The sequence below is a fragment of the Selenomonas sp. FOBRC9 genome (assembly GCF_000287655.1).
Taxonomy (GTDB): domain Bacteria; phylum Bacillota; class Negativicutes; order Selenomonadales; family Selenomonadaceae; genus Centipeda; species Centipeda artemidis.
The window spans coordinates 22,182-48,691 of the sequence record NZ_ALJR01000030.1 but is presented as its reverse complement, the minus strand read 5'-3'; the positions used below and the strand labels follow the sequence as shown (position 1 = coordinate 48,691).

23 protein-coding genes are annotated in these 26,510 nt (G+C 56.3%); 2 read left to right on the top strand and 21 right to left on the bottom strand.

Translation table 11 applies throughout. The features are described 5' to 3' along the window. From cbiD to HMPREF1147_RS08050, 13 genes are all read right to left on the bottom strand, one after another. A complete protein-coding gene (cbiD, locus tag HMPREF1147_RS08110; RefSeq protein ID WP_009658455.1) occupies positions 1-1,107 on the bottom strand; it encodes a cobalt-precorrin-5B (C(1))-methyltransferase CbiD in 1,107 nt (368 codons plus the stop codon). 101 nt (positions 1,108-1,208) lie between these two features. Next, entirely contained in the window at positions 1,209-1,823 is a 615-nt protein-coding gene (lexA, locus tag HMPREF1147_RS08105) for a transcriptional repressor LexA (RefSeq protein WP_009439129.1), read from the bottom strand. A gap of 101 nt (positions 1,824-1,924) precedes the next feature. Beyond that, a complete protein-coding gene (locus HMPREF1147_RS08100) occupies positions 1,925-2,815 on the bottom strand; it encodes a prephenate dehydrogenase/arogenate dehydrogenase family protein (RefSeq protein ID WP_009658448.1) in 891 nt (296 codons plus the stop codon). Next, on the bottom strand, positions 2,812-3,825 hold the full coding sequence (aroF, locus tag HMPREF1147_RS08095; RefSeq protein WP_009348897.1) for a 3-deoxy-7-phosphoheptulonate synthase: 1,014 nt from the start codon (positions 3,823-3,825) through the stop codon (positions 2,812-2,814). The genes HMPREF1147_RS08100 and aroF overlap by 4 nt, the downstream gene beginning before the upstream one ends. Before the next feature lie 61 nt (positions 3,826-3,886). Continuing rightward, positions 3,887-4,516: an endonuclease III gene (gene nth, locus HMPREF1147_RS08090; RefSeq protein ID WP_009348898.1), complete on the bottom strand. Its 630-nt coding sequence runs from the start codon at positions 4,514-4,516 to the stop codon at positions 3,887-3,889. Between the two features lie 21 nt (positions 4,517-4,537). After that, on the bottom strand, positions 4,538-5,899 hold the full coding sequence (locus HMPREF1147_RS08085) for a PFL family protein (protein WP_026762201.1): 1,362 nt from the start codon (positions 5,897-5,899) through the stop codon (positions 4,538-4,540). A 15-nt stretch (positions 5,900-5,914) separates the two neighbouring features. Next, positions 5,915-6,187, bottom strand: a complete 273-nt coding sequence (locus HMPREF1147_RS08080) for an ACT domain-containing protein (protein ID WP_009348900.1) — start codon at positions 6,185-6,187, stop codon at positions 5,915-5,917. Positions 6,188-6,298: 111 nt separating this feature from the next. Continuing rightward, positions 6,299-6,769 (bottom strand): tRNA adenosine(34) deaminase TadA, encoded by a 471-nt coding sequence (gene tadA / locus HMPREF1147_RS08075; RefSeq protein ID WP_009658436.1) that lies wholly within the window; start codon positions 6,767-6,769, stop codon positions 6,299-6,301. Further along, positions 6,759-7,040 carry a hypothetical protein gene (locus HMPREF1147_RS08070; RefSeq protein ID WP_009658412.1) on the bottom strand — a complete coding sequence of 94 codons (282 nt, stop codon included), beginning with the start codon at positions 7,038-7,040 and terminating at the stop codon, positions 6,759-6,761. Before HMPREF1147_RS08070 ends, tadA begins: the two co-directional genes overlap by 11 nt. A 132-nt stretch (positions 7,041-7,172) precedes the next feature. Beyond that, positions 7,173-8,123, bottom strand: a complete 951-nt coding sequence (locus tag HMPREF1147_RS08065; RefSeq protein WP_009658427.1) for a malate dehydrogenase — start codon at positions 8,121-8,123, stop codon at positions 7,173-7,175. 203 nt (positions 8,124-8,326) lie between these two features. Beyond that, the gene (locus HMPREF1147_RS08060; protein ID WP_232208068.1) at positions 8,327-11,632 is read right to left on the bottom strand and encodes a DEAD/DEAH box helicase; all 3,306 of its coding nucleotides are present in this window, start codon (positions 11,630-11,632) and stop codon (positions 8,327-8,329) included. Further along, positions 11,632-13,572 carry an Eco57I restriction-modification methylase domain-containing protein gene (locus tag HMPREF1147_RS08055; protein WP_009658410.1) on the bottom strand — a complete coding sequence of 647 codons (1,941 nt, stop codon included), beginning with the start codon at positions 13,570-13,572 and terminating at the stop codon, positions 11,632-11,634. The genes HMPREF1147_RS08060 and HMPREF1147_RS08055 overlap by 1 nt, the downstream gene beginning before the upstream one ends. A gap of 216 nt (positions 13,573-13,788) precedes the next feature. Then, entirely contained in the window at positions 13,789-14,397 is a 609-nt protein-coding gene (locus HMPREF1147_RS08050; protein WP_026762204.1) for a recombinase family protein, read from the bottom strand. 267 nt (positions 14,398-14,664) lie between these two features. Between HMPREF1147_RS08050 and HMPREF1147_RS08045 the strand changes: the two genes are divergently transcribed. Then, positions 14,665-15,915 (top strand): nucleotidyltransferase family protein, encoded by a 1,251-nt coding sequence (locus tag HMPREF1147_RS08045; RefSeq protein WP_009658443.1) that lies wholly within the window; start codon positions 14,665-14,667, stop codon positions 15,913-15,915. A 5-nt stretch (positions 15,916-15,920) separates the two neighbouring features. Further along, on the top strand, positions 15,921-17,144 hold the full coding sequence (locus HMPREF1147_RS08040) for an ATP-binding protein (protein ID WP_009658416.1): 1,224 nt from the start codon (positions 15,921-15,923) through the stop codon (positions 17,142-17,144). Positions 17,145-17,161: 17 nt separating this feature from the next. On the opposite strand, the gene HMPREF1147_RS08035 is transcribed toward HMPREF1147_RS08040, so the two are convergent. From HMPREF1147_RS08035 to HMPREF1147_RS08000, 8 genes are all read right to left on the bottom strand, one after another. After that, positions 17,162-18,046 (bottom strand): diacylglycerol kinase family protein, encoded by an 885-nt coding sequence (locus tag HMPREF1147_RS08035; protein WP_009658425.1) that lies wholly within the window; start codon positions 18,044-18,046, stop codon positions 17,162-17,164. Continuing rightward, complete coding sequence (locus tag HMPREF1147_RS08030) at positions 18,043-19,698, bottom strand: polysaccharide biosynthesis protein (protein WP_009658430.1); 1,656 nt, start codon at positions 19,696-19,698, stop codon at positions 18,043-18,045. The genes HMPREF1147_RS08035 and HMPREF1147_RS08030 overlap by 4 nt, the downstream gene beginning before the upstream one ends. A gap of 168 nt (positions 19,699-19,866) precedes the next feature. Then, positions 19,867-21,186, bottom strand: a complete 1,320-nt coding sequence (gene hemL, locus HMPREF1147_RS08025) for a glutamate-1-semialdehyde 2,1-aminomutase (RefSeq protein WP_009658446.1) — start codon at positions 21,184-21,186, stop codon at positions 19,867-19,869. An 11-nt stretch (positions 21,187-21,197) separates the two neighbouring features. Next, positions 21,198-22,169, bottom strand: a complete 972-nt coding sequence (gene hemB / locus HMPREF1147_RS08020) for a porphobilinogen synthase (RefSeq protein ID WP_009658423.1) — start codon at positions 22,167-22,169, stop codon at positions 21,198-21,200. Beyond that, positions 22,166-23,680, bottom strand: coding sequence for a uroporphyrinogen-III C-methyltransferase (cobA, locus tag HMPREF1147_RS08015; RefSeq protein WP_009658404.1), 1,515 nt, complete (start codon positions 23,678-23,680; stop codon positions 22,166-22,168). The genes hemB and cobA overlap by 4 nt, the downstream gene beginning before the upstream one ends. Further along, positions 23,677-24,612, bottom strand: coding sequence for a hydroxymethylbilane synthase (hemC, locus tag HMPREF1147_RS08010; protein ID WP_009658441.1), 936 nt, complete (start codon positions 24,610-24,612; stop codon positions 23,677-23,679). Before hemC ends, cobA begins: the two co-directional genes overlap by 4 nt. After that, the gene (gene hemA, locus HMPREF1147_RS08005) at positions 24,572-25,891 is read right to left on the bottom strand and encodes a glutamyl-tRNA reductase (RefSeq protein WP_009658453.1); all 1,320 of its coding nucleotides are present in this window, start codon (positions 25,889-25,891) and stop codon (positions 24,572-24,574) included. Before hemA ends, hemC begins: the two co-directional genes overlap by 41 nt. Continuing rightward, entirely contained in the window at positions 25,860-26,507 is a 648-nt protein-coding gene (locus HMPREF1147_RS08000) for a bifunctional precorrin-2 dehydrogenase/sirohydrochlorin ferrochelatase (protein WP_009658414.1), read from the bottom strand. The genes hemA and HMPREF1147_RS08000 overlap by 32 nt, the downstream gene beginning before the upstream one ends. Positions 26,508-26,510: the final 3 nt, after the last annotated feature.

Here is a 26,510-nt window from a genome sequence, read left to right as displayed (position 1 = left end):
TCAAAGTCTCCATCCGTGTTCCCGCGCAATTGCGCGCGCCGCGGCATCCACACCGAGAATATCCCCGGCAAAATTCACCATGATCGCGCCGACGCGCACCTTGCCAAAGAGGTACCGCTCCGCACGCACATGAACGCGTTCGGCGATCGCGGCACAGACCGCATCCGCGAGCCCTGCCGCCGCGATGCACTCCATCGCGTCCTCCGTCGTGTTCGAGGCGAGGATCGTCCGCACGCCCTCGGTGCTCATCCCCTCCGCCGCCGCATACGCCGCCAGTGTCTCAAGGCGCGCGTCCGCGACGCGGTTGTGCGTGTGGAACACGCCCGCCGCAATCTTCACGAGTTTTCCCGTATGTCCGAGAATGACCACATTTTTAACGCCGCGCTCCGCCGCGCTGTCGAGCATGAATCCAATAAAATTACTCGTCTCGACGGCAGCCTCCTGCGGCACGCCGATAGCGAGCGCGATGCGCTCGCCGATCTTGCCCGGCACGAATACCAATGTGTCAAGCCCTGCGGCAAGAGCGACGTCGATCTGCGGCACGAGGGAATCCTTGAACGCCTCCTCGGACATCGGACGGAGCACGCCCGTTGTGCCGATGACGGAGATCCCACCCTCAATGCCGAGCACGGGGTTGAGCGTTTTCTTTGCGAGCTCGACCCCGGCGGGAATGGAGATGGTAACAACGGCGCCGAAGTCCGCACTTCCTGTCATCTCCTCTACGACGCGGCGAATGAGTTCGCGCGGCCCCTTGTTGATGGAGGGCTCTCCCACGGGGAGACTCATGCCGCGTTTTGTCACCGTGCCGACGCCCTCACCCGCACGAAATTCGATGCAAGATATATCATTGCGCAATGTCAGCGTCGTGAACACGGATGCGCCGTTCGTGATGTCCGGGTCGTCCCCCGAGAACTTTACCACCTCTGCGCGTATGCCGTCCGGGGTCTCTTCTACCGCCTTCACAGGGATCGTCAGCGGCGTGCCGTCGAGCGCCATGAGTTCCACCTCATGCCAGTCCTCGCCCGCACGAAATAAAAATGCTGCCTTTACCCCTGCCGCCGCACACGCACCGGTCGTATATCCGCTGCGAAGTTCCGCCTTTGCCATAGTTCGCCTCATTCTGTCAGAAAAACAGAGATATTATAACATTCTTCCCTGAAAATGAAAAGGGAGCGCCGCGCTTTTCGCGCAACGCTCCCTCACACATCCTATATATGGCGGTAAAGTCCGATGACCTTACCCATGATCTGCACATCCGTCTCGTAGAACGGCTCCATTGAGTCGTTCTCCGGCTGAAGGCGAATGCACGTCTTTTCACGATAGAACCGCTTCACCGTCGCCGTCTCACCGTCGATCAGCGCAACAACAATATCGCCATTGTTCGCCGTCGGCTGCTGGCGTACCAATACGAAATCGCCGTCAAAAATACCAACGTTGATCATACTGTCGCCCTGAATCCGCAACATGAACACATCCTCCGCCGTGCCAATGAGTGCACGCGGGAACGAGAAAATCTCCTCCACGTTCTGCTCGGCGAGGATCGGCTCGCCTGCCGTCACCGTACCGACAAGCGGGATGGGAATCGTTCTCCCCCACGGGTTCTCTCCCATGATGTCGATGGCGCGCGGCTTTGTCGCATCACGGCGAATCGCACCGTTCTCTTCGAGCATGGCGAGATAGCGGTGCACCGTCGAGCTGGATTTGAGTCCGACCGCAGTGCCAATCTCGCGCACCGACGGCGGATATCCCTTGTCGACCAGGAAATCCTTGATGTATTGCAGGATCTCAGACTGTCGTCGTGTGGATATTCTTGTTTTCTTCACTGCCATACCCCCTTGTAGACTGACGTGCATACGTTTGAATCTATTGTATCATATGTACGTTCTAAAAAAAAGAGGTTTCCTGCAAAAAATTCAAAAAAACCTCAATTCGTATCAAATTTTTGCCCGGCATCGTGCAGAATACTGTCGCGACGCTGTTTTGATGCTGTGAAATAATCGTAAATTGCCACACGATCTCCCCGCTCGACCGCATCCGCGACCGTCCCGAGAATCGCCTGCATCTCATGCAGTGCGTCGACGATCGGCTTGCGGTTCGTCATGCAGATATCTGCCCACATGTCCGCGTTTGAGGAAGCGATGCGCGTCGTATCCTTGAACCCCCCGCCGATGAGCTTGAGACAGGAATCCAGATCGTCCCCGCTGCGGTTGAGCAGGGTCACGAGCGCCGCCGCTGCAAGATGCGGTACATGGCTGATGACCGCAGCACAGCGGTCATGACGCGCAAGATCGAGCGTCGTGAAGTTCGCCTCCGTGTACCGCAGGATACGCATCAGTCGTTCCATCACCTCCGGCGGCACTGAGGGATCCTCGATGATCACATACGCCTTGCCGCGAAAGAGATCCTTCGTCGCCGCCGTTACCCCGCTTTTCTCGCGCCCTGTCATGGGATGCCCTGCGATGTAGTAAATGGAGGGCGGCAGAATTTTTTTCAGTGCCTCGCACAGGAATCCCTTCGTACTCCCGGCATCCGTGAGAATCGTCCCCGGCTTTAGAGACGGCAGAATGCGCTCGACCATCGGGACGATTTGGAGCACCGGAGGGCTAAGGAACACGATATCCGCATCACCGACGACCGCTGCAATATCGGCGGTCGCCTCGTCTACGGCACCCATCTCCACCGCCCGCCGCATGGATTCTTCCGTGCGGCAGAGCCCCGTGATATGAATCGCATCGCCGAGTTTATTCTTCAGGCAAAGCCCGAGCGATCCGCCGATGAGTCCAACGCCGATGACGGCGAGGTTTATCCTGCTCATACCCTGCGTCCAACCGCCGGAGCGATCTGACGCACCTCGTCCATGAGTATCTCGAATTTCCGCGGAATGAGACTCTGATCGCCGTCGGAAAGAGCCAATTCGGGGTGACAGTGTACCTCAATGATGAGCCCGTCGGCGCCGACCGCGACCGAAGCGCGCGCGATCGGACGCACCATCCGCCAACGCCCCGTCCCGTGACTGGGGTCTGCGATGACCGGGAAATGCGTCAGCTCCTTGAGCGCCGCGACCGCGTTGAGATCCATCGTGTTGCGCGTGTAGGTCTCAAATGTGCGGATACCGCGCTCGCAGAAGATGATGTTCTCGTTGCCGCCCGATGCGATGTACTCAGCCGCGTTCAGCCACTCGCTGATGGTCGCCGAGAGACCGCGCTTAAAGAGAACAGGCTTCTGCGATTTTCCAATCGCCTTGAGCATTTGGAAATTCTGCATATTGCGCGCGCCGATCTGCAGGAGGTCGGCATACTCCGAGACCGCCTCGAGATCGTCCTTATCCACGATCTCCGTGACGACGCGCAGTCCCGTCTTGTCCGCAACATCACGCAGAATCTTGAGCCCCTCAAGCCCCAGTCCTTGGAAATCATAGGGGCTTGTCCGCGGCTTGAACGCGCCGCCGCGCAGGAACTGTGCGCCCGCCGCCTTAACCGCAACCGCGATTTCATAGAGCTGATCGTAGCTCTCGACTGAACAAGGACCCGCCATGATTGCAAGCTGCTCGCCGCCGACCGGAAAGCCTGCAACATCGACGATCGTATTTGCAGGATGGAAATCACGACTGACCAGCTTATATTTCTCCGTGATGCGGACTGTTTTTTCAACGCCTTCCATCATGTTCATCTCCAGCGCCGAGATCGCCTTCTTATCCCCGATGACACCGATAATCAGACGATCCTCGCCGCGCGACGGGTGAATGTGCAGACCTGCCTGCTCGATTTTTGCCATGACACGGTCAACATTCTCCTGTGTCGCACGGGGACTCATAACAATAATCATAATAGATTCCTCCTACTACCTTATCACAGCATATGCCGCGCAGAGGGGCAGCTCCCCCCTGTTAGGCGGCACTCGGACACACAGGCGCGATCGGGCACTGCCCGCACAGCGGCTTGCGCGCCTTGCAGAGACGCCGCCCGTGCAGGATCAGCCAGTGATGTGCATCACTCCAGTCTGCACGCGGGATCACCTTTTGCAGCCCCTTCTCAACCTCAAGCGGTGTCTTTCCGACAGCGAGATGCAGGCGGTTCGATACGCGGAACACATGTGTATCGACCGCGATGGCAGGGATGTGAAACGCCACGCTCATAACGACATTCGCCGTCTTGCGCCCGACGCCCGGGAGCCTTTGCAGCGCCTCAAAGTCCGCCGGAACCTCACCGCCGTATTCCCTCAGCAGGATATCGCAGGTCTCAATGATATGCTTTGCCTTCATGCGGAAAAATCCGCAGTCATGGATCGCCTCTTCAAGCTGCGACTGCCCAAGTCCCGCGATCGCCTCAGGTGTGTTCGCACGGGGGAAAAGCCGGCTCGTCACGATATTGACGCGGGCGTCTGTGCATTGTGCGGATAAAATCACCGCGACGAGGAGTTCGAACGGGGTGGCAAAGTGAAGTGCCGGCTGCGCGTTTGGATACGTCTCGCGGAGGATGCGGAGCTGTTCCGCCTTGATTGCTTTCGTTACTCTCATAAAATCACAGTCTAATATATATTAGTTCGTTAAGGAGCGCGTCGGCGCCGGAATGCGCCCGCCGCGCGCGATGAATGCCGCGGAGCTGAACGCACTCCGCACGGGCACGATCGGCGAATAACCGAGCAAACCGCCGAACGAGACGCCCTCGCCGACCTTCTTCCCCGGCACGGGGATCACGCGCACCGCCGTGGTCTTGTTATTGACCATGCCGATCGCCGCCTCGTCCGCGATGATGCCCGCGATTGTCGCTGCGGGCGTATCGCCCTCAATCGCGATCATATCGAGCCCGACCGAGCAGACGCAGGTCATCGCCTCGAGCTTTTCGATGGAAAGACTGCCGCGCTGCACCGCGTCGATCATACCCTCGTCCTCGCTCACGGGGATAAACGCCCCCGAGAGTCCGCCGACGTGGGAGCTTGCCATCAGACCGCCTTTTTTCACCGCATCGTTCAGGAGCGCGAGCGCCGCCGTCGTCCCCGGTGCGCCGCACGCCTCGAGCCCCATTTCCTCAAGGATGCGCGCAACGCTGTCCCCGACCTCCGAGGTCGGCGCAAGCGAGAGATCGATGATGCCGAACGGCACACCGAGACGGCGCGAGGCTTCGCGTGCAACGAGCTGTCCCACACGCGTGATCTTGAACGCCGTGCGCTTCACCGTCTCGGCGATCTCGGTGAAGTCCGCACCCTTGAGATCCTCAAGCGCATGTTTGACCACTCCGGGACCGCTGACGCCGACGTTGATCACACGGTCACCCTCGGCAACACCGTGGAACGCGCCCGCCATGAACGGATTATCCCCCGGTGCATTGCAGAACACAACGATCTTCGCACAGCCGATCGCTTCCTGCTCACGCGTCAGCTCCGCCGTCCGCTTGATCATATCGCCCATCTCGCGCACCGCATCCATATTGATGCCCGCCTTCGTCGAGCCTATATTCACCGACGAACAGACAATATCCGTCGCCGCCATCGCCTGCGGAATCGAGTCGATGAGCACGCGGTCACCGTGTGTAAATCCCTTCTCCACGAGCGCAGAGAACCCGCCGATGAAGTTCACGCCGACCGCCTTTCCCGCGCGGTCAAGCGCCTCAGCAACCGGCACGAAGGAATCTGTTTGACATGCGTCCGCCGCAATCGCAATCGGCGTCACGGAGATACGCTTATTGATGATGGGAATACCGTATTCCGCCTCGATGTCCTCGCCCGTCCGCACAAGAAACTCTGCCGAATGCGTAATCTTTTCGTACACGTTCCGGCAAAACTGTTCGATGTTCGGATGCGCACAGTCCCGCAGCGAAATGCCCATCGTGATGGTTCGCACATCGAGACGGTTCTCCGTAATCATTCGGTTGGTTTCCCGAATATCCTCAAAAGTAATCAATCTGCCGCTCCCCACCTAGATGCTGTGCATTACTTGAAAGATTTCCTGATGCTGCAACTTGATGTCAAGCCCGTACTCTTCACCCTTTTCTCGCAGCAGAGCTTGCAGTTCCTTCAGACGCATCCCTGCATCGTCGGGCATCTCGGCAATCATCACCATATTAAAAAAACCGTCCATGATATTTTGATTCACATTTACGATATTCACACGCTGCTCCGCGAGAATCCCGCTCACCATCGCCACAATACCGACTTGATCGCGTCCGACGATCGTTACAACCAGCTTCATGCGATTCACTCCTCATCAACAAAAATATGTCCCATTATAACAAATCCGCCGCATAAAAGAAAGATGTACAGCGCTAGAACACAAAAACCGACGCCCAAAGACGTCGGTCATTCATCGGTCATATTCTTTTTTTCGCCGTTCATTGAAGAACCGCTGCATGATCGCATGACATTCGTCCGCCATGACCTGCCCGTATACCTCCGGTCGATGATTGAGCGTCATGCAGCCGGGGATATTGAACAGAGACTCACATGCGCCCGCCTTGCTGTCGGCAGCGCCATAGACAACACGGCTGATGCGGCTCATCACAATCGCCCCTGCGCACATGGGACACGGCTCGATCGTCACATAGAGCGTCATCCCCGTCAGACGCCAACGCCCCAGTGCACGGCACGCACGACGGATGGCGATGAGCTCGGCGTGTGCTGTGGCATCATGTTCCGATTCGCGCAGATTATGCCCCGTCGAGACGATGTTCCCGGCGCCGTCCATGACGACCGCACCGATGGGCACCTCACCGAGCGCATAAGCACGCTCCGCTTCGGCAAGCGCCAGCCGCATTCCTTTCACGTCATCCGGCATTGGGGAGTTTTTCCTTTATACCGGAGAGGTCAACTTGCCCTTGATAAAAGAGAGATTGTGTCGCGCGCCCTACCTCAAGCGTATATGCGTCACTTTTGGGCTGCACGTCATCGTCCGATTTTTTTCGCTTTTTTTGCATCTCATCTTCGAAGATCGAAGCGAAAGCTCCACGTTCCTCTTTTTCCTCAAAGCCTTTTCTCCTCTCAAAAAGCTCATCATTGTTGAATTTCACCCGTTTGATCCCCATCACCCGCTCAACACGTTCAAGCACGATTCACACCTCCTTTTTACTATTAACAAACTATTCTCTATAAAGAAGATCGGTTTGTATTTCAAAAACTTAAATAAAAATGACCCCTGCAACACATGCAAAGGCCATTTTACCTCAAATTTTATGCAGTTTTTACTTCAGAGCATCGCCGAGCTGCGCGTTGACTTCGCGTGCCGCGACAACGCTCTCGTCGAACTTCGCCTTCTCTTCGCCCTCGAGCTTGACGTCGACAACCTTTTCGAAGCCATCCTTGCCGAGCACGATGGGAACGCCGACGCAGAGTTCTTTCTCGCCGTACTCCCCTTCGAGGTAGACACAGCAGGGAATGACCTTCTTCGCATCAAGTGCGATTGCCTCGACGAGCGCGGCTGCCGATGCGCCGGGCGCATACCATGCGGACGTGCCGAGCAGCCCCGTTAGTGTTGCACCGCCGACCTTCGTCTTTTGCACAACGTCGTCGAGTACTTGCTTCGAGAGGAGCTGCGTCACGGGGATGCCGCGGAGCGTCGCAATGCTGACGAGCGGAACCATCGTCTTGTCGTTGTGACCGCCGATGACCATACCGTCGACGTCCGTCGGCGTCGCGGGATGTCCCGCCTTGTTGAGCGCTTCCGACAGATAATAGCGGAACCGGCTGCTGTCGAGCATACCGCCCATGCCGATGACGCGGTTGCGCGGGAGCCCCGTAGCTTTCAGCGTAAGATAGGTCATCGCATCCATCGGGTTCGAGATGATGATAAAGATCGCATTCGGGGAATGTTTCAGCGCCTCTCCGACAACGCTCTTGACGATTTTTGCATTGACGCCGACCAGTTCCTCACGCGTCATGCCCGGCTTGCGCGGGAGACCGGACGTCACAACAACCACATCCGAACCTGCCGTTGCCGCATAGTCGTTCGTCACGCCGCGCACCGTCGTATCATATCCAAGGGCATGTGCCGACTGCATCATGTCCATTGCCTTACCTTCGGAGACGCCTTCCTTGATGTCGATGAGGACAATTTCACTTGCAAACTTCTTGATCGCGAGGACATTTGCTACCGTAGCGCCAACGTTGCCGGCACCAACCACAGTGATTTTCATAAGTATTTCCTCCTTAAGAAAGTACTCCTGCCGCCCATTTCATCAATAAGCGACATGATATAGAATGGACTATAATAATAGACATCATCTATTGAAATATTATAGCATTCTCATTCAGAAAAATCAATTATATTTGTGAAATTATTCACGAAAATTGCCCTAGGCAATAAAAAACGGAGCAAGAACATACTGCTCCGCCCGGTTCATCCAAAACATTTTTCGACCAGATCCGCGAGTTTCCCCTCCTTCGACGCCTGCGCCGCATCCGCCTCGACGAAATGCTGCGTCTCATCTTTTAGCATCTTGTCAAACCCGAGAATATAATTCGTCGCAATCAGATAGATGATCCGCGTCGGCGCCATCCCGTACACCTGATGCTGCAATATATGCCGAATGCGCGCCTTGTCATCCGGATATAGCTCCTTCATGCGCTGCGAGCGGAAGAGCCGCTTCACGACCTCCGTGATATACAGCCCCGACTTCATGTAGAGATCGGCGAACGTCGCCTCCGGATTGTCAAAGCATCCGGGATTGTTCTCCTCCAGCGCATCCGCCATCTGCACGACGACGCGCCGCGGCGTGAAGATCTGATTCGTCTTTTGCGGCGGGATATAATCGAAAATATCCTCCGTCTGCGTCTCGTCAAAATAATCCGCGAGTTCTTCCTTTTTCTTCAGAAATTCCCGAACAGCGTCGTTGAATACGGTTTCGTCAAATAGATGCCCGGCAAAGCGCTCTGTCTCCCCCGTCTCCGGATTCACATAGTCGCCGCCGTCGCGCAGGAAACGAAAATCCTCCTCCGTAATTCCCGTGACCTCGGCGAATACATCGTCCTCCGTATAATCGTCAATATTTTGCAGCGTGAGATTCTCATCCCCATATGCCATGATAAAGCTCGGAATCGTCCGTGCAAAACCGCGTAAATGCGCACGCACGCTGTCTTCGGCGGATTTTTTCACCGCCTCCGCCCTGTCCCGCTCCATCCGTTCGACCAATTCCTGCGGCTTTTGCGCGATCGTCTCCTGCACAACCGTCTGCACCGCATCCTTGAACTCTTGCAGCGCCTCTTCGATTCCCGCATGATACGCCGCATCGGCGGCATCCGTTTCCGACTGTGTCTCAGCCGTTCGACGTTTTTCATTGAGCTGTGCCGTAACGATATTTGTCTTCCGGTTGTAGTCCGCACGGATGCGGTCGATGCTGCGTTCGACGTCGCTCTCCACTTGGCGCTCCACTTTTTTCAGCGCGCCCTTTTTTACCGTATAGGCATCTGCGAGCGGCGCAACGACACGCTCCTTGAGCTGTGCCTTCATCGCCTCCGCGAGCCTGTCCACCGATTGATTCACGGCGGCATAGTCGCTTGCCGTATCCGCGATTTCTTCCATCTCGGTGGAAAGCTGTGCCTCTATCTCCTCATAGATCTTCTTGCCGAAAATATCCTGCGTCTTTCCGATGACGATCTCGCCCGGAACCTCTACCGCGCCGTCCGCATCCACGGACACCTCCGACAAACGCTCTAATCCGACTTGCCCCTTCCTTTTCGGCTCTTCCTGCGCGGGGGCGAGCTTTTCTACAATCTCGTTCACGATCCCCGGGGCGCCGAACACATTGGCAATGTTCTGAAAGAGGAAATTCGACATAAAACCGCGCCGTACAACCTCCTCGCTCTTCAATTTACGCGGGATCGAGAGCACCTGCGCGGCGTCCAGCTCCACCATGCGCCCCTCGTCGTCCTCGCCGAGCACGGGGAAGAAGTTCAGCAAGCGGCGTATATTTTCCTTCCGATCATCGCTCGTTCCCCCGCCGTCCGCCGTGCGGGGCGACAGATTATTCGCAAACGCATCAAAGATGATGAGCGTCCGCGCGGGATCAAAGTCGAATACATACGCCGTCTCCTTGCGCAGGCGACATCCGTTTTTCGTCACGGCACAGGGATTTTGCGCGCGGAACGCCGCCTGCATATAGGACGAAGCGCTTTGCAGATTGCACAGCATCAGCACGCCGCTCCACTCCGGAATCGTAACACCCACCGTCAACTGCCCCACGCTCAGCGTGATCGTCTTATCGTGGTCGCGTATGGCATCCTTTACACGGTCAAACGCAGCCGTGCTCTCGTCATCCGACTCGATGATCCCATCTCCCGCCGCCAGTACGACCTCGTAATCACAAAATACGGGATCTTCCTTGAGGAGTTTCGCGAGCGCCTTCGCGCTCGCCACACGATTCAGCAGCCATAGCGTGTGGCACAGCTCCTCCCGCAAGTCCTGTGTCGAATACGGATATTTCTCATTCGTTACGAGCGCCCGGAGGAACTTCTTGACCTCCTCCTCGTGAACAAAACGCTTTGCCTCATTCGTGGCAAAGAACTCATTGAGATCGAACGCATAATCGACACGCTCGTCCTCCCCGGAGAGGTCAATCCCGCGCGCCGCTTCCTCGGCGATCATCGGCGAGAGACGATAGGTATACATCGCCATACGCGGCAGACGCTCGTACGGATTATATTCCTCTCCCTTCCATGCCTCCTTTGCCGCCTGCTCGTCCGCATATGACCAGTTAAAAATCTGCTCCGACGTGAATTGATCGCTCGCAAGCGCCTTGAACGGCGTCCCCGAAAGATAGAGCGTGTACTTGCGGTTGATAAACTCAAACGCCCGATCCGTACGGAACGTATCGACGCCCTCCTGCGCCTCATCCACAATGAGAAGGTCAAACGTCAAATCGCTGATCCATTTGAGCTTATCATGTTCCCCGCCAAAATAAATAGAGCCTTTGAGCCCCTGCAGGGATTCAAACGCCACCATGCACGCGGGCGCATCGTCCTCATCATCGAGACGATTCATATACTGCGCGCGCGAGAGTACGCCGGGCTTTCCCGCGAGCGCCGCCGTGTCCGAGACAAAGAAGTAATGATCGCGCCATCCGAAAAACGTGCGAAAATCATCTGCCCACGAGTTTGCGATGCTCGGACGATTCGTCACGACAAGGACGTTTGTCAGCTTCATGCGGCGAACGAGGTCATAGGCAGTCAGCGTCTTGCCAAAGCGCGGTTTTGCATTCCATAGGAATTTACTGCCGCCGCCGTGGAAATATGCCGCCGTCATCCGTACCGCCTCCGCCTGCTCGGCGCGCAGCGTATAGTCGCGGCGTTCCGCAGCAACCGCCTGTTTGCGTGTGGCAAAGCGGTTAAAATGAATCAGCAGTGCATCCCCATCCGCGTGAAACCACTCCGTCCCCGGCTCGCGCTCCACATCAATTTGTTCGAGATAGTCATGGAAATGACGATCCGTAAAGTATTCGCCCGATCCGTCCTTGAATATCGCGTTGTCCGTCCACGCGAGTTCCCATCGGATATTTGCCGTATGCGTCTGCTGTGCGATGCGATGCTCGACGGACTGCCGCTCCGTATAGCCGACCTTCGTCCAGCCGTCATGATAGGGAATCCCCGGCGTATTGTAGGCGTAGATCATCGGCACAACGCGCCGGAAACTTTGAATCTGCACCGCCATCATGCCATCTCCTTCACATGCGACTCGATAAACAGGGTCTCTTCCTCCGTCAGCCCGTACTTCGCATAGAGCTGCTTATCGATCTCCGCCACGGATACCGACCAGTCAATATCCGAGGCGGACGTAAAATCTTGCAGAGGGACGTATTTCCATTTTTCGGGTGTTAAATCCTGTGTAGTTTTCAAAACACCTAGCAAAGATCTAGCAAATTTGGACTTGATATACTTAATAACCGCCTTTATCTCAGTTTCCATATCGAACATTCCAATGCTCAAAAATGTTTCTGTTGCGCCTATCCCCGGCTCTGCTGTAATAGGCGATGTTAGAACTTCACCAAAACGCCCTGTTCCGTTTGCTTTTGGAATAAACACTTTATATTTATCAAGATTTTTTACCTTACTAACATAATCTCTGCGTAAATACTTATACACACGCTCATTATTTTCTCTTCCAAGAATCCGAATATAGCTCTTTCCGTCTGTCGGCTCCTCCTCGAAGAAAATCTGCGGCAAGCGGTCAAAAATATTCGTCGACATATCGTAGGCATGACCTTTGCTTAATTGCCGGATTGCTTCCGGATGATCTTTATGCATCGCGTCCGTCAGCCTGTATGCCGTTCGTGTCACAACAATATCGCTCATGCTTTTGAAATCAGCGGCGTTCATGACCTTATGCAAAATATCATTCAGTTCGCCGTACTTTGTAAATACTTCAATCGCGCCAAAGTCCCGGCTCCGGTCACGATACGAGATCGCAACACCTCCTTTAATATCCGTATTGGGGAATATCTTGCTTGCATCCGCTTCATAGTGCAGAATCTTAAAATGCGCATCGTTTAATATCTTTTGGTTCCACGCCTTCGGCGTACTTCCCGCATTGAACAGGAATCTTGCGGGATGAATCAGCTCGACGACATTGGCAACTTCGTAGGACGCATCCATGAACTCATGATAAATCGGCGGCGCAAAGCCCTTGTTCTCCCCGAGCGTCTCATCCTGATACGGCGGATTCCCGATCACAACATCGAACTTCATATTCCTTCCTCCTGTATTTGCCCTGCGATATTCTAAACTGTTGACGCGCCGCCAATCGTAAACGCGGCAATACGGCTGTAGATTTCTGCACGCGGTATCGGCAGGTTCGAAAAGCCCGCCTTGCACGGCATATCCCGTCGGTTCCGCATAGGGGATCATTCCCGTCAAGCCGTCCATCTGCCATAGATTCCACACAATCGTCTTGATGAATACTCGATACTCACGCTCGTGCGGCTTTCGCTTCCACCGTGCATAGAGATATTCTTCGAACGTCATCAAGAGATTCACGCGTGCGATCAGCAGGTTGTCCCCCTGAAACTCGTATCCGTACGTCGCCTGAAACGCCCGCAGCGCCCATTTCATCCATTCGTCTTCGCCACCGGTGTTTTCATTCAGAATGCGCAGCTTGCGATCGATTATCCCGTGCCGCTCCTCAAGGGGGATGATCTCACCCGTTGAGACATCGTAGCGCTGCACGAGATATGGCGCCTCGCCGCAGGTGATCTCCAGCCGCCGCGCATCGACATAATGCTGCCATTTACGCCGTTTCGGGAACACAACGCGTGCCGGCTCTAAAAAAGGATCGTCCCTGTCAAAATATGCCGCATCCGCCGCCCCGACCATACGCTTGCAGATGCCGGGCGACGTAAAGACCTCCGCGTGCTTGCGCGTGCGCGCCGACTGTTCCTCCATCGCCTTGCGCGCCCGCGTCTTGATGACGTCCGACTGCGCCCCCGTCATCAGCGACGGCAGCATCTCATCGTCACGCCGATAGACATCGCCGCGCGCACGATAGGCATCGGTTGCCCATATGATATTGCCGCGCGTCGTCTTATCCGCAAGGAGGTCATTCAAACGCCCCATCGCATGAAGGCGCAGAATCTCATCCTGTATCCCAACAATCAAAAAGGCTCCTCCTCTTGTGACCTTGAGTGAGCAGCCTTTTTTGAGCGATTTTCTATTACAATATCGTGTAGTATATTATTTGTTTCCGTATCATCTATAGTTCAAGATATAAAACGAAAGATTTCGTTATAGAATATCCTCTCTTTTTGTAGTATTATAAACTCGAAACGAATAGTGACCGGCCTATAAAATACTACACATTTATGCAAAAACAATTTACAATTCTTCTCTTTTTCCATAGATTGCCGCACGATAACGAAAGGTGGCAAGCGGCATATTGCACTCCTTTGCCGCTGCCGTCCCCGTTACTTTTGCGTTTTTCCAACGCAGATACACCTCGGGGAAGTTCTCCGGCAGCGGGCGGCGCGGTCTGCCGAATCGTACGCCCCGCGCCTTCGCCGCAGCAATTCCCTCCGCCTGCCGCTGCCTGATGTTGACACGCTCGCTCTCCGCAACGAAGGAGAGTACCTGCAATACAATATCGCTCAAAAACGTCCCCATCAGATCCTTTCCTCGCCTCGTATCGAGGAGCGGCATATCAAGCACCACAATGTCAATCGCTTTCTCTTTTGTCAAAATACGCCACTGCTGCAAAATCTCCGCATAGTTCCTGCCAAGTCGATCAATGCTCTTGATATACAGCACATCGTCCCGCCCCAAACGCCGCAGCATCTTCCGATAGGCAGGGCGTTCAAAGTCCTTCCCGGACTGTTTGTCCACATAGATATTTTTCCGAAGAATCCCTAGCTCCTCAAGCGCTATCATCTGCCGTGCCTCATTTTGATCGCGGCTACTAACACGAACATATCCATAAACGCACCCCATATATCCTCCTTTATTTTCTCATAAATAACGTCGGTATCATTATAAGACTTTTTATCCTTCCCTTGGTAGATTATGCTGTTTCTTACGCCTAAGAGAGGATTGTCAGAAATACCAGGCAGCACGATACGAAGACAACAAAAATCCCCATCCCCGGCATAGTAAAATGTAGGGGATGGGGAATCCTGTATGAGGATTATGAAGGCCGTTATAGACATACCAATTCATTTTTGTTAAACTATAAATTAAGTTATGGAAGGGAGGAATGTCATGCGCGCCATCGGCATTATCGCCGAATACAATCCCTTTCATCATGGACATCGCTATCAGCTAACGGAGCTGCACCGTATGTTCCCTTCATCAGATGGGATTATCATCGCTATGAGCGGCAGTTTTTCCCAGCGCGGCACACCGTGTATACTCGATAAATGGACACGGGCACGGCATGCCGTCGAGGGCGGCGCCGATCTTGTTCTCGAACTGCCCTTTGTCTTTTCCTGTCGAAGCGCGCAGGACTTCGCACGCGGCGGGGTGTCCCTGCTTGCAGCGCTCGGTATCGTCGAACGCCTTGCTTTCGGCACCGAGACACACGACATTGCGCCGTTAAAGTACATCGCTGCATCGATTGATACGCCGGTCGTTCAGGGACGTCTGCATTCCTACATAAGTGCAGGCGATTCCTATGCCGCAGCTCTGTCACGTGCTGCAGCCGATAAAAGTATCCCCGAAGAAATGCTGCGTTTACCAAATAACATCCTTGCCATAGAGTATTTACGTGCCCTTTGCCGGAGTACTTTCGAAATTTCCCCCATTGCCATCCCGCGCAGCACAGCAAGCCATAACGATACCGCACTCTATCCGGGTATTACAAGTGCATCCTCGATTCGCAGTGCGCTCTATGAGAGTATACCACCGTGGGAACGACTCGCCGACAGCGTCCCCCCCTCGGTATACGCCGATCTTCGTACAGTGTACGAGACAAAGCTCCCCAACGAAAATAAGCTGCTCTCACTCTTGCGCTACACCCTCCTCACATCGAGCAACAGTGAACGGGAGGAGATCCTCGGTGTTACAGAAGGGATCGAAAATCGTCTGATCCGCACACTCCAAAAAGTGAACGACTATGACGACCTTCTCACGGCTGCGGCAACAAAACGCTATACACGCAGCCGCATTGCCCGTCTTATCCTCCATCTCCTGATCAAATTCAAAAAGGCGCAGGCAGCACGTTTTGATACCCATGGAGCGACCTATATTCGCCCGCTCGCTTTCAATGTACGTGGACAAGAGCTGCTGCGTGCAATCAAAGAGCATACACACCTCCCCATTATCACACGAACGGCAAAGTTTTTAACCTCAAACAACCGATCATTTTCGGGACGGCTCTCTCTCCTGCAAGAGATGCTTGCTTTTGATACGTTGGCAACAGATCTTCGTCTGCTGACAGTGCTTCAACATACAAATCAAACTTCGGATTTCATCACGCCGCCATGCGTGATTCTCTCTACACCGAAAGGATGAATATCATGTGTCAAAATGTCAATCTGTCTGATCTCCTCGTGCTTGACGTTCTGCGCGACGATCCTGTTCTTTCATTTCTCGCTGCTCCTGAGGATGAACCGACTGCCAAAAAGTACTGTATATCCGCCCTTATTGCCGCAGCAGAAACGCACGGGCTGAGCGGCAACCTGCTGCCCCGTTATTTGCTTCACGTCCTGACGAGCCGGGCAAATCTCGTCTCTGAGACAATGGAACGCACGGATCTGCCCCCCGGTACAAGTCTGCGGGATGTTTTTTACCATGACATCAGGTTGCTCTATCCATTGCTCACAGCACCGACGAGTATATTTCTCGGTGAAACGCTCCTGGATAATTACGAGCCGACCCGGAATATATATGGAAAAACGGAAGATTTTCTGCTCCCGGGCGTTGCCGGCGCAAGCTCGCCGGAAGAATACGCAGAAATTCTTCTTGCTTTCTATGCCAAATACGGCTATGGCGATCTTGCCGCCTACGCAGCCTTCTGTTGGGATATCGCCGAAAATACACTGCGCGGAATTGTAGACTTTGAGCGACCGCGCATGAGCGACCTCGTCGGATATGAAAGGCAAAAGGAGCAGCTCATCCACAATACGCGCTCTTTTGTTGAGGGAAAGCCATCCAACCATGTGCTCCTCGTCGGCGCACGCGGCACGGGAAAATCGACGGCAGTCAAAGCGCTTGCCGGCATGTATGACGATATGGGGCTGCGGCTCCTTCAGGTCACAAAGGATCAGCTTTGGCTGCTCCCGGATATCATGGCACAGCTGCGGCGCTTTGCAAGTAAAAAATTCATCATTTTCCTCGACGATCTTTCATTCGAGGATTCTGACGCCGAGTTCAAGACGGTCAAATCCGCCATCGAGGGCGGCGTCTCATCCTGTCCGCCGAACGTCCGCCTCTATGCGACCTCTAACCGCCGCCATCTCGTACGCGAGACATGGCGTGACCGGCAGCAAGATGAGCTCTATCGTGATGACGCCATGCACGAAACCATTTCTCTCGCCGATCGGTTTGGACTCATCATCCAATATCATACACCGGATCAGGAAGAGTATCTCGCGATCATCGACTATCTCCTGCGACAAAAAGGAATTGCACTGACAAAAGAAGAGCTGCATCTCGCGGGACTTCGCTGGGAGCTGACACACAGCGGACGCAGCGGACGCACTGCGCAACAATTTGTCGCACATTATTTAGGGACACATTAAACGCATCTATAAAACGTTCAGCAATAAACGGAAATAGCCAGCGGTACGGTGTGAACACGCAGCGGAAGTACCGGTCCGCACTCGCCGTCAAGATCGCTGCATAACTCCTGCTCCGTTTGAATTTCAAACGATCGTGCGCGGATATGCAGGATGCTCTCTTTCTCCGTAATGGATTTTCCGGAAAACAGGTCTGCCGCAACGGACATAAACTGCGGCAGACTTATTTTTTTTACCGCAAGCAGGTCAAGCATTCCATCGTCAACGGAAATATCCGTACCAATACGTTTCATCCCTGCAACGACAGGACTGTTCGCCACGACAAAGAGAAAAATGTCCTCTTCATAGGTCGCACCATCCGCCAAAATACGCACGGGAAATGAGTGCAGGCGCGGGATTTCGCCAAGCCCTTTCAAGTAATATGCCACCCTGCCGAGTGTATTCTTATAGGTAGATTTTACCTCGTGCGCGATACCCGTGAGCATTCCCGCGCTGACTACGTTGACGAAATATCGCTTGCTGTCCTCAAGGACTCCTAAATCCACACGGCGCGACTCCCCTGCCGCAATGCGCTCAATATAGCTTTCCCAATCATCATGAATCCCAAGATAGGTGGCAAAATCATTTGACGTACCGCTGCCAAAAATACCGAGCGGGATATCCGCATCCGCCTCGATCATTGCGTTTACGACCGTGTGCACGGTGCCGTCACCGCCCGCGGCAATCACACCGTCCGGATGCAGATCAATTAGGAACCGGCTGATATTATCCAAAGTGCCGCCGCGCGTCCGGTACGGACAAAGTACCATCCCATGCCGCTGAAATGAGTCAATCAACCAATCCAGTTTGACCTTGAACAGCGCATTCCCTGAAACAGGATTATAGATTAACGCAAGTTTTCTCATGCCTTAAAAACCCCAATTCGCTGCAAAAACCGAATACCCACTGAACCGATCATCGGCAGGCGGCGCAGATCATCCTCGATCAATCCGCGCAAGAGAATCATCGCAGCAATATAGACGATGCATCCAACGAGCACCGCACCAAACGTCGATATCGCCGCAATGCCCCACCATACAAGCGTCCATGTGTAAAATCCGTAGACCGACGCCCCCATAATTCCGGCGGCGCAGATCGTCTTAAACAACTGCAGCAACTCGATGCGGTACCCGATAAACCGATAGATAAAATACAGATTAATGAGTGCAGCAACGCCCATATCGGCAGCCGTCGCCCACGCAGCGCCCATGATGCCAAGCCACGGAATCGCTGTGAGCTGCCAATTCAGGAACACCTTTGCACCTGCCGCAAGAATCATATTCACCATGGGAATGGTCGGATGCCCCAACCCCTGCAGTATCCCTGTCGATACCTGATGCAGTCCGAGCAGGATAATACTTACCGCCGAGATCATAACGGCGGGACCCGCGCCCGGCGCATTGTAAATCAGGCTCGAAATCGGGGTCGCCAGTATGAATACAATGACAAACGCTGGAAAACAGACAAAATTCGAGATGCGCACCGACGCCGCCGTCTGATCATAGACACGCACCTGATCGCCAAGGACGCGCGACTCCGAAATCGCAGGCACAATGCTCATCGCCATTGACGCCGTGAGTATCGTTGCGAGATTGACAAGCGGAACCGCCATGCCGTTCAGGTAGCCAAACAACTCCGTCGCCTCGCTGATGCTGTAACCTGCTGCCTCCAGACGCTGCGGAACAATCATGAGATCAAGGTTTGATACGACAGGAAGCATGATGCTTGCCGCCGAAACGGGGAGCGCCAGCTTAAAGATGCGCTTGATAATTGAGCGGCGCGACTCATATGCCGCTCCCGGCAGAGGTTTAAGATCCGTACCGTAGTCGCGCGCAATGTCACGTTCCAATTTGATGTGAAAATAGACAAGGACGATTAACCCTGTCACCGCCCCTGCAAGAGCGCCAAGTGAGGCTCCCGCAGCGGCATAATCCAGCCCCCACGGCATGAGGAGGCTCGCCAATACGATCATCGTTACCACGCGAAAGATCTGTTCCACGATCTGTGAGACTGCCGTCGGCGTCATCCGCTGCCAACCTTGCAGATAGCCGCGGGAGCTTGCGAGCAGGGTCACGAAAAAAACTGTCGGTGCGAGCACCACAACAGCCTTATACGCACGCGCATCACGGATGAACTGCCACTCGATAAGCCAGTCTGCCGCCAAATATGTCAATATCGAAAAGAAAAGCCCCGTCAGCAGCATGAACATCATAGAAATACGAAATACACGCTTTGCCCCATAGATATCCTGGAGAGCCACACGCTCCGCCGTAATAATGGAAATCGCAACGGGCACGCCTGCCTGCGACACTGTCATGGCAAAAAAATAAATGGGAAAAGCCATCTGATACAGCCCGATGCCCTCGCCGCCGAGGATGCGGGAAACAAAGATCCAATTCAGCGACCCGATGACCTTGACGACGAATCCTGCTATCGTCAGGACAAAGGTTCCTTTAAGGAAGGATTCGCCCTTGCTGCTTTTCCCTCCGGAAACATCTATCTCACGAATGAGAAACACCGCCTCAATGATATTTAATATGACTATATTGTGATATTTACCAATAAATTATATCATATGGTACTCCCGCTAGCAATGTGAAGAATCACAGATCGGCAGACTTTTCTCAAAATAAAACCCTCCCGGTGTATCTATGCTACACACAGGAGGAACTAAAGAATAATATAATTATGTGCGTGCCGCCTTGACCGCTGCGAAGCCTTTCTCTGCCGCGGCGATCGTGCGGTCAATGTCCGCATCGGTATGTGCGCCCGACATGAATACGGTTTCGAACTGCGAGGGTGCGAGATAAATGCCCTCGTCCAGCATGGTCTCGAACCAGATGCGGAACGCGTCTTGGTCGGCGGCGACGGCATCGTCGTAGTTATAGACTTCGCGATTAATGAAGAAGATGCCGAACATTGATCCCGCCTGATGCGCGCAAATGGGAACGCCGTATTCTTTGGCGATGCGCTGCCAGCCGAGGAGGAGATTCTTCGTCTTGAGTGTCAGCACGCGGCTGTAATCCGGTGCGCCGTCCTCCGGCTCTGCCGTGATGATCCGCAGCGTCTCGATGCCCGCTGTCATGGCGAGCGGATTGCCCGAGAGCGTCCCCGCCTGATAGACGGGACCCGCGGGCGAGACGCGCTCCATGATCTCGCGGCGTCCGCCGTATGCGGCGACGGGAAGCCCCCCGCCGATGATCTTGCCGAGACAGGTGAGGTCGGGGCGAATGCCGTACGCCGCCTGTGCGCCGCCGAGCGAGGCGCGGAATCCGCACATCACCTCGTCAAAGATGAGGAGCGTCCCGTGCCGCTCCGTCAGCTCGCGCAGGAGTGAAAGGTAGCCTTGCCGCGGGAGGACGAGCCCCATGTTGCCCGCGACCGGCTCTACAATGACGGCGGCGACGACATCGCCCTCGCGCTCCATCACGGAACGAATCGCCTCCTCGTCGTTATACGGCACGGCGATCGTATCCGCCGCCGTGCCCGGCGTCACGCCCGGCGAGCTCGGCACGCCGAACGTCGCCATGCCGGAACCGGCGCTCACGAGCAGACTGTCGCTGTGCCCATGGTAGCAGCCGACGAACTTCACGATCTTATTGCGCCCCGTATATCCGCGCGCAAGGCGCAGTGCGCTCATCGTCGCCTCCGTCCCCGAGTTCACCATGCGGATGACCTCGATGGAGGGATAGACGGTCTGCACGAGCTTTGCAAGCTCCGTTTCAAGGAGCGTCGGCGCACCGTAACTCGTACCGCGCCCCACCGCCTCCCGGAGGGCGGCGACGACCTGCGGATGCGCATGACCGACGATCATCGGTCCCCACGAACCAACGTAGTCGATGTATTCGTTGCCGTCGATGTCATAGATTTTATCGCCCTCTGCGCGCGCGATAAAGAGTGGGTTGCCGCCCACGTTTGCAAAGGAGCGGACGGGACTGTTGACCCCGCCCGGCATATATTGTTTTGCCTCGTCAAAAGCCGCCTTGGACTGCGCTGTGTTCCGCATATTTCATCTCCTCACTCATTCAGCCATGCGGCGGCGTCGAGCGCATGATAGGTGATGATGATCGTCGCCCCCGCACGTTTCATACTCGTCAGGCTCTCCAAAACAATGCGCCGCTCGTCGATCCAGCCGTTTGCGGCGGCGGCTTTTACCATCGCGTACTCGCCGCTGACATTATAGACCGCGATCGGGCGATCCGTCGTATCGTAGACGCGCCGCACAACGTCGAGATAGGCGAGCGCGGGCTTCACCATGATGATGTCCGCGCCCTCGTCACAGTCGAGCTGGGCTTCCTTGAGCGCTTCGCGCACATTCGCGGGATCCATCTGATACTGTCTGCGGTCGCCAAAGGAGGGCGCGCTGTCCGCGGCATCGCGGAAAGGTCCATAGTAGGCGGATGCATATTTGACCGCATAGCTCATGATGCTCGTATTGACAAAGCCCTCGGCATCAAGCCCCGCGCGAATCGCCGCAACGCGTCCGTCCATCATGTCGGACGGCGCTACGATGTCCGCGCCCTCACGCGCCTGACTGACCGCCGTTTGAACGAGATGCGGCAGTGTCGCATCGTTGTCCACGTATTTGCCGTGCAGTTCGCCGCAGTGCCCATGACTGGTATATTGGCAAAGGCAGACATCCCCGACGACGAGAAGCTCCGGAACGGCTTCCTTGATCGCGGCAATCGCCCGCTGCACGGGGCTCGCGGGATCCCATGCGCTCGATCCGATCTCGTCCTTATAGGCAGGCAGTCCGAACACCTCGACGGCGGGGATGCCGCAGGACGCGACGAAGCGCGCAAGCTTCGCGGCGTTATCTACAGAGTAGTGAAAACAGCCGGGCATACTCGGAATCTCTTCCTTGATGTACTCGCCCGGCACGACGAAAATCGGATAGACGAAATCGCGCGGCGACAGTTCCGTCTCGCGCACGAGATCGCGCATTCCCGCGGATATGCGCAGTCGGCGCGGACGCTGAATCATATTCATTGTATATACTCCTTGATGCTGCGCACAAGCCCGTCAATCGTATACTCCTTTGCCACGATGTCGGGTTCGAGCGCAAACGAACGCGCCGTATCCGCCGTGACGGGACCGATGCAGGCGATTTTGACCTGCTGCAGGGGCGTGATATTGCCGAGCATTTTGACAAGATTTTTAACGGTCGAAGAACTGGTAAACGTCACCATGTCTATCTCGCCGCTCGCGAGACGCTGCGCAATCGCGGCGTCCTCGATCTCCGGCACAGTCTCATAGGCGGCGACTACATCCACGATCGCCCCGTGCGCGCGGAGCGTATCGGGCAGGACGTCCCGCGCTTCCTGCGCACGCGGCAGGAGAATGCGTGCGCGGGGCGGCAGGAGCGGGCGCAGCTCTTCTGCGACGGCTTCGGCGCGGAACTCCGGGGGAACGAGATCCGCCCGTATGCCGAACGCGCGCAACGCCGCCGACGTCGCCGCGCCGATCGCCGCGACCCTGGCGTAGCCGAGTGCGCGCGTGTCCTTTCCCGCCGCATGAAGGCGCGCAAAGAAATGCTCCACGCCGTTGACGCTCGTGAAAATCAGCCACTGATACGCGTTCAGCTCCGCGATCGCACCGTCGAGCGCCGCATAGCCGTCCGCAGGAGGGGCGATGCGGATGACGGGCGCCTCGATGCAGGCGGCGCCGAGTGCCGTGAGTTTTTCCGTCAGCGCCGATGCCTGCGCGCGCGCGCGCGTCACGAGAATCCTCTTGCCAAAGAGCGGACGCGTCGCCGGGCGGTCAAACCAGCGCAGATTGTCGCGCAGTTTGACCACATCGCCCACGATGAAGATTGCGGGCGGACGTATCCCCGCGCGCACGACCGTCTCCGCGGCTTCGCCCACCGTCGTGACATAGGTCTCCTGCTCGGGATGCGTCCCCCAGCGAATGAACGCCGCGGGCGTGTCGGCAGGGCGGCCATGCTCGATGAGTTTTTTTGTAATCACGGGGATATTTGCAACGCCCATGAGGAATACCAGCGTGTCCACGCCCGTCGCAAGGTGCTCCCAGCGAATGTTCGAGTGTGCCTTCGTCGGATCCTCATGCCCTGTGACGACGGCAAATGACACGGCAACGCCGCGGTGCGTCACGGGGATGCCCGCATAGGCGGGAACGCTGACCGCAGAGGTCACGCCCGGCAGAATCTCAAAGGGAATCCCGCGCTCCAGCAAGAGCAGTGCCTCTTCGCCGCCGCGCCCAAAGACGAAGGGGTCGCCCCCCTTGAGCCGAACGACCGTCTTTCCCTCCGCCGCCTTGTCGGCGAGGAGCACATTGATGTCCTCTTGGCGCATCGTGTGCTTGGAGGACTGTTTTCCAACGTAGATGAGCTCGGCATCCGCCGGCGCATAGGAAAGAATGCTCTCGTCGGCGAGATGATCATAGACGACGACCTCCGCGCGTTTCATACACTCCATCGCACCCACGGTCAAAAGGCGCGGATCCCCGGGACCCGCGCCGACAAGAAAAACTGTTCCATTCATACGTTAATCCCTATCTCTTTCAAAATCTCACGTCCGCCCATATCGAGCAGTTCCTCCGCAAGCGCGACGCCGATCTGCGCCGCCTGCGCCGGACGTCCCGACGCACGGGAGCGGCAGACGCGCATCCCGTCCACGGACGCAATCATCGCGTCCACATAGAGCATATCGCCGTCGCCGATCTCCGCATAGACACCGACGGGAATCTGACAGCCGCCCTCCACCCGACCGAGGAAGGCGCGCTCCGCCGCCGCCGCCGCCGTCATGTCCGCATCGCACATGAAACCGATCGCCGCGCAAATCTCCGCATCGTCCGCACGGCACTCAATGGCGAGCGCCCCCTGCCCTACGGCGGGCAGCATCATCGCCCGCGGCAGAACCGATCGGATGCGATCGCCGAGCCCGAGCCGCCGCAACCCCGCCGCGGCGAGCACAACGGCGTCAAACTCCCCCGCGTCGAGTTTTTCAAGGCGCGTATTCACATTGCCGCGCAGATCGAGGAGGACGAGATCGGGACGCACTGCGAGGAGCTGCGCCCTGCGGCGCAGGCTTGAGGTCCCGACCCGCGCCCCTGCGGGCAGTTCCTCAATCGCTGCATATTGATTGCTGACGAAGGCATCGCCCGGGTCAAGGCGCGCGGTAATGGCGCCGATAATCAGCCCTGCGGGAATCTCTATCGGCATATCCTTCAGACTGTGCACCGCAATATCGATGTCCCCCGCGAGCATCGCCTGCTCGAGCTCTTTGGTAAAGAGCCCCTTGCCGCCGATTTTGGCGAGTGGCGCATCGAGGATCTTATCCCCCTTTGTCGTCATCTTTTTCAGCACGACCGTGACCGAGGGATGACACTTTTGCAGCTCTCCCGCGACAAACTTCGCCTGCCACAGCGCAAGCTTACTTGCCCGCGTACCGATAGTGATTGTGCCGCTGTTCACTTGTTCCCGTCTCCCCTATCGCATCCAACTTAAAGAGCGAACGCATCGCCGCGATGTAAAACGCCTCGTCCGCAGTGCCCGCAGACGCGCGCAGCTTCATCATCGGGATCCGCAAAATCTTGCGCACGATCATACGGCTCATATGTTCGACCTGCCGCTCCTCTTCCTCCGAGAGATCCGGAAGCTTTGCGCTCACGCGCTTGATCTCGCGTTCCCGAATGCGTTCGCAGCGTCCCGAGAGGAGCGCCATGAGCGGCTGGAAGGACAGATATTTGAACCGTTCGAGGAGCGACGCGACATCCTCCTGCACGATCCGCTCCGCCTTCACCGCCTCCTCCCGGCGCTCGCCGAGATGTTCATCCACGACAGCCTCGAGCGCGTCGATATTATAAAGCTCAATCCCCTTGATATTCGTCACATCCGGATCCACATCGCGCGGCACGGCAATATCGATGAAGAAAATTTTCTTCCCATGGCGGCGTGCCATCAGTCGGCGCGCCTCCCATGCCTTAACCACATAATGCGGCGCACCGGTCGAGGTGACAACAACGTCCACGCCGACCGCATACTCCATCGCGCGATCAAAGGGAATCGCCTCCCCCCCAATATGCTCTGCAAGGCGCTCCGCACGCTCAAGATGTCGATTCGCCACATAGATGGTCTCTATCCCGTGAGAACGCAGATGCTCCGCCGTCAGCTCCGCCATCTTGCCTGCACCGAAGATCAGTGCGCTACAGCCGCCGAGTCCTCCAAGCGACGCCGCCGCAAGCTCGACCGCCGCATAGCTGACCGATACGGAACGATATGCGATGCGTGTCTCCGTACGCACGCGCTTGCCGGCCGCGATCGCGCGGTGAAAGAGCAGGTTGAGCACCGTGCTCGTCGCCCCTGCCTCGCGCGCGATCGCATACGCCTCCTTGACCTGCGAGAGAATCTGCCCCTCGCCCAAAACGAGGGAGTCAAGGCTCGCCGCCACGCGGAAGAGATGCGTCACAGCCTCCTCGTCCGTATAGGTATAGAGGTATTCGTCAAGATCCTGCCCGCCCTGCGTCAGGTCGTTCAAAAATTGGCGCAGTGCCTCCGCACCGCGTTCGTGATCCTCCACGGCGGCGTAAAACTCCGTTCGATTGCATGTCGAGAGCACGACTAAACCGCTCAGCCCGTCGTACTCCCCCAGATTTACCAGTCCCGAACGCAGCTCCTCACGCGAGAACGAAACCCGCTCGCGCACCTCCACAGGCGCCGTTCTATGATTGAGCCCTAATGTTAAGAGCCGCATGTCGTAACTCAGCCTCCGCTTTCTCTAACTCTCCGTCTCGAACCATCGATAAAATATCGTCTCGTACCGCCGTCCGCCAAAACGCCGTGCGCTCCCTGCTCGTCGGAAGTGCCTCCCGCATCTCTGCACGCAGTACCGCCACATAATCCAGCCACATCTCAAAAGAGGGCGGATAGAATTGCTCAAGCTCCATCCGTATCGCCCGCGCGAGTGCCGGACTATCGCCGCCCGTCGAGACGGTCAGCAGCAGATCACCGCGGCGCATGAATGCGGGCACTTGAAAATCCGAACGCGCCGCATCGTCGATTACATTCACGAGCGCTCCAATTCCCTCCGCCTCCGCTGCAGCAGCGGCGTTGGTTTCACGCGCATCCGTTGCCGCATAGACGAGGAACGCGCCGCACAGCATCCCGTACGCATAACACTCACGCCGCCACGTGATGCGCCCCGCCTCTGCAAGGGCGTGCAGCCCCGCGGTCGCCTCCGGCGCAATCACCAAGATGTTCGCCGTCGCATCCGCTGCGAGAATGCCGTGTACCTTACGCTCCGCCACCATACCACCGCCAACAACGACAACGCGCCGTCCCGTCAGATCAATATTCAGAGGATACAGCAAGGT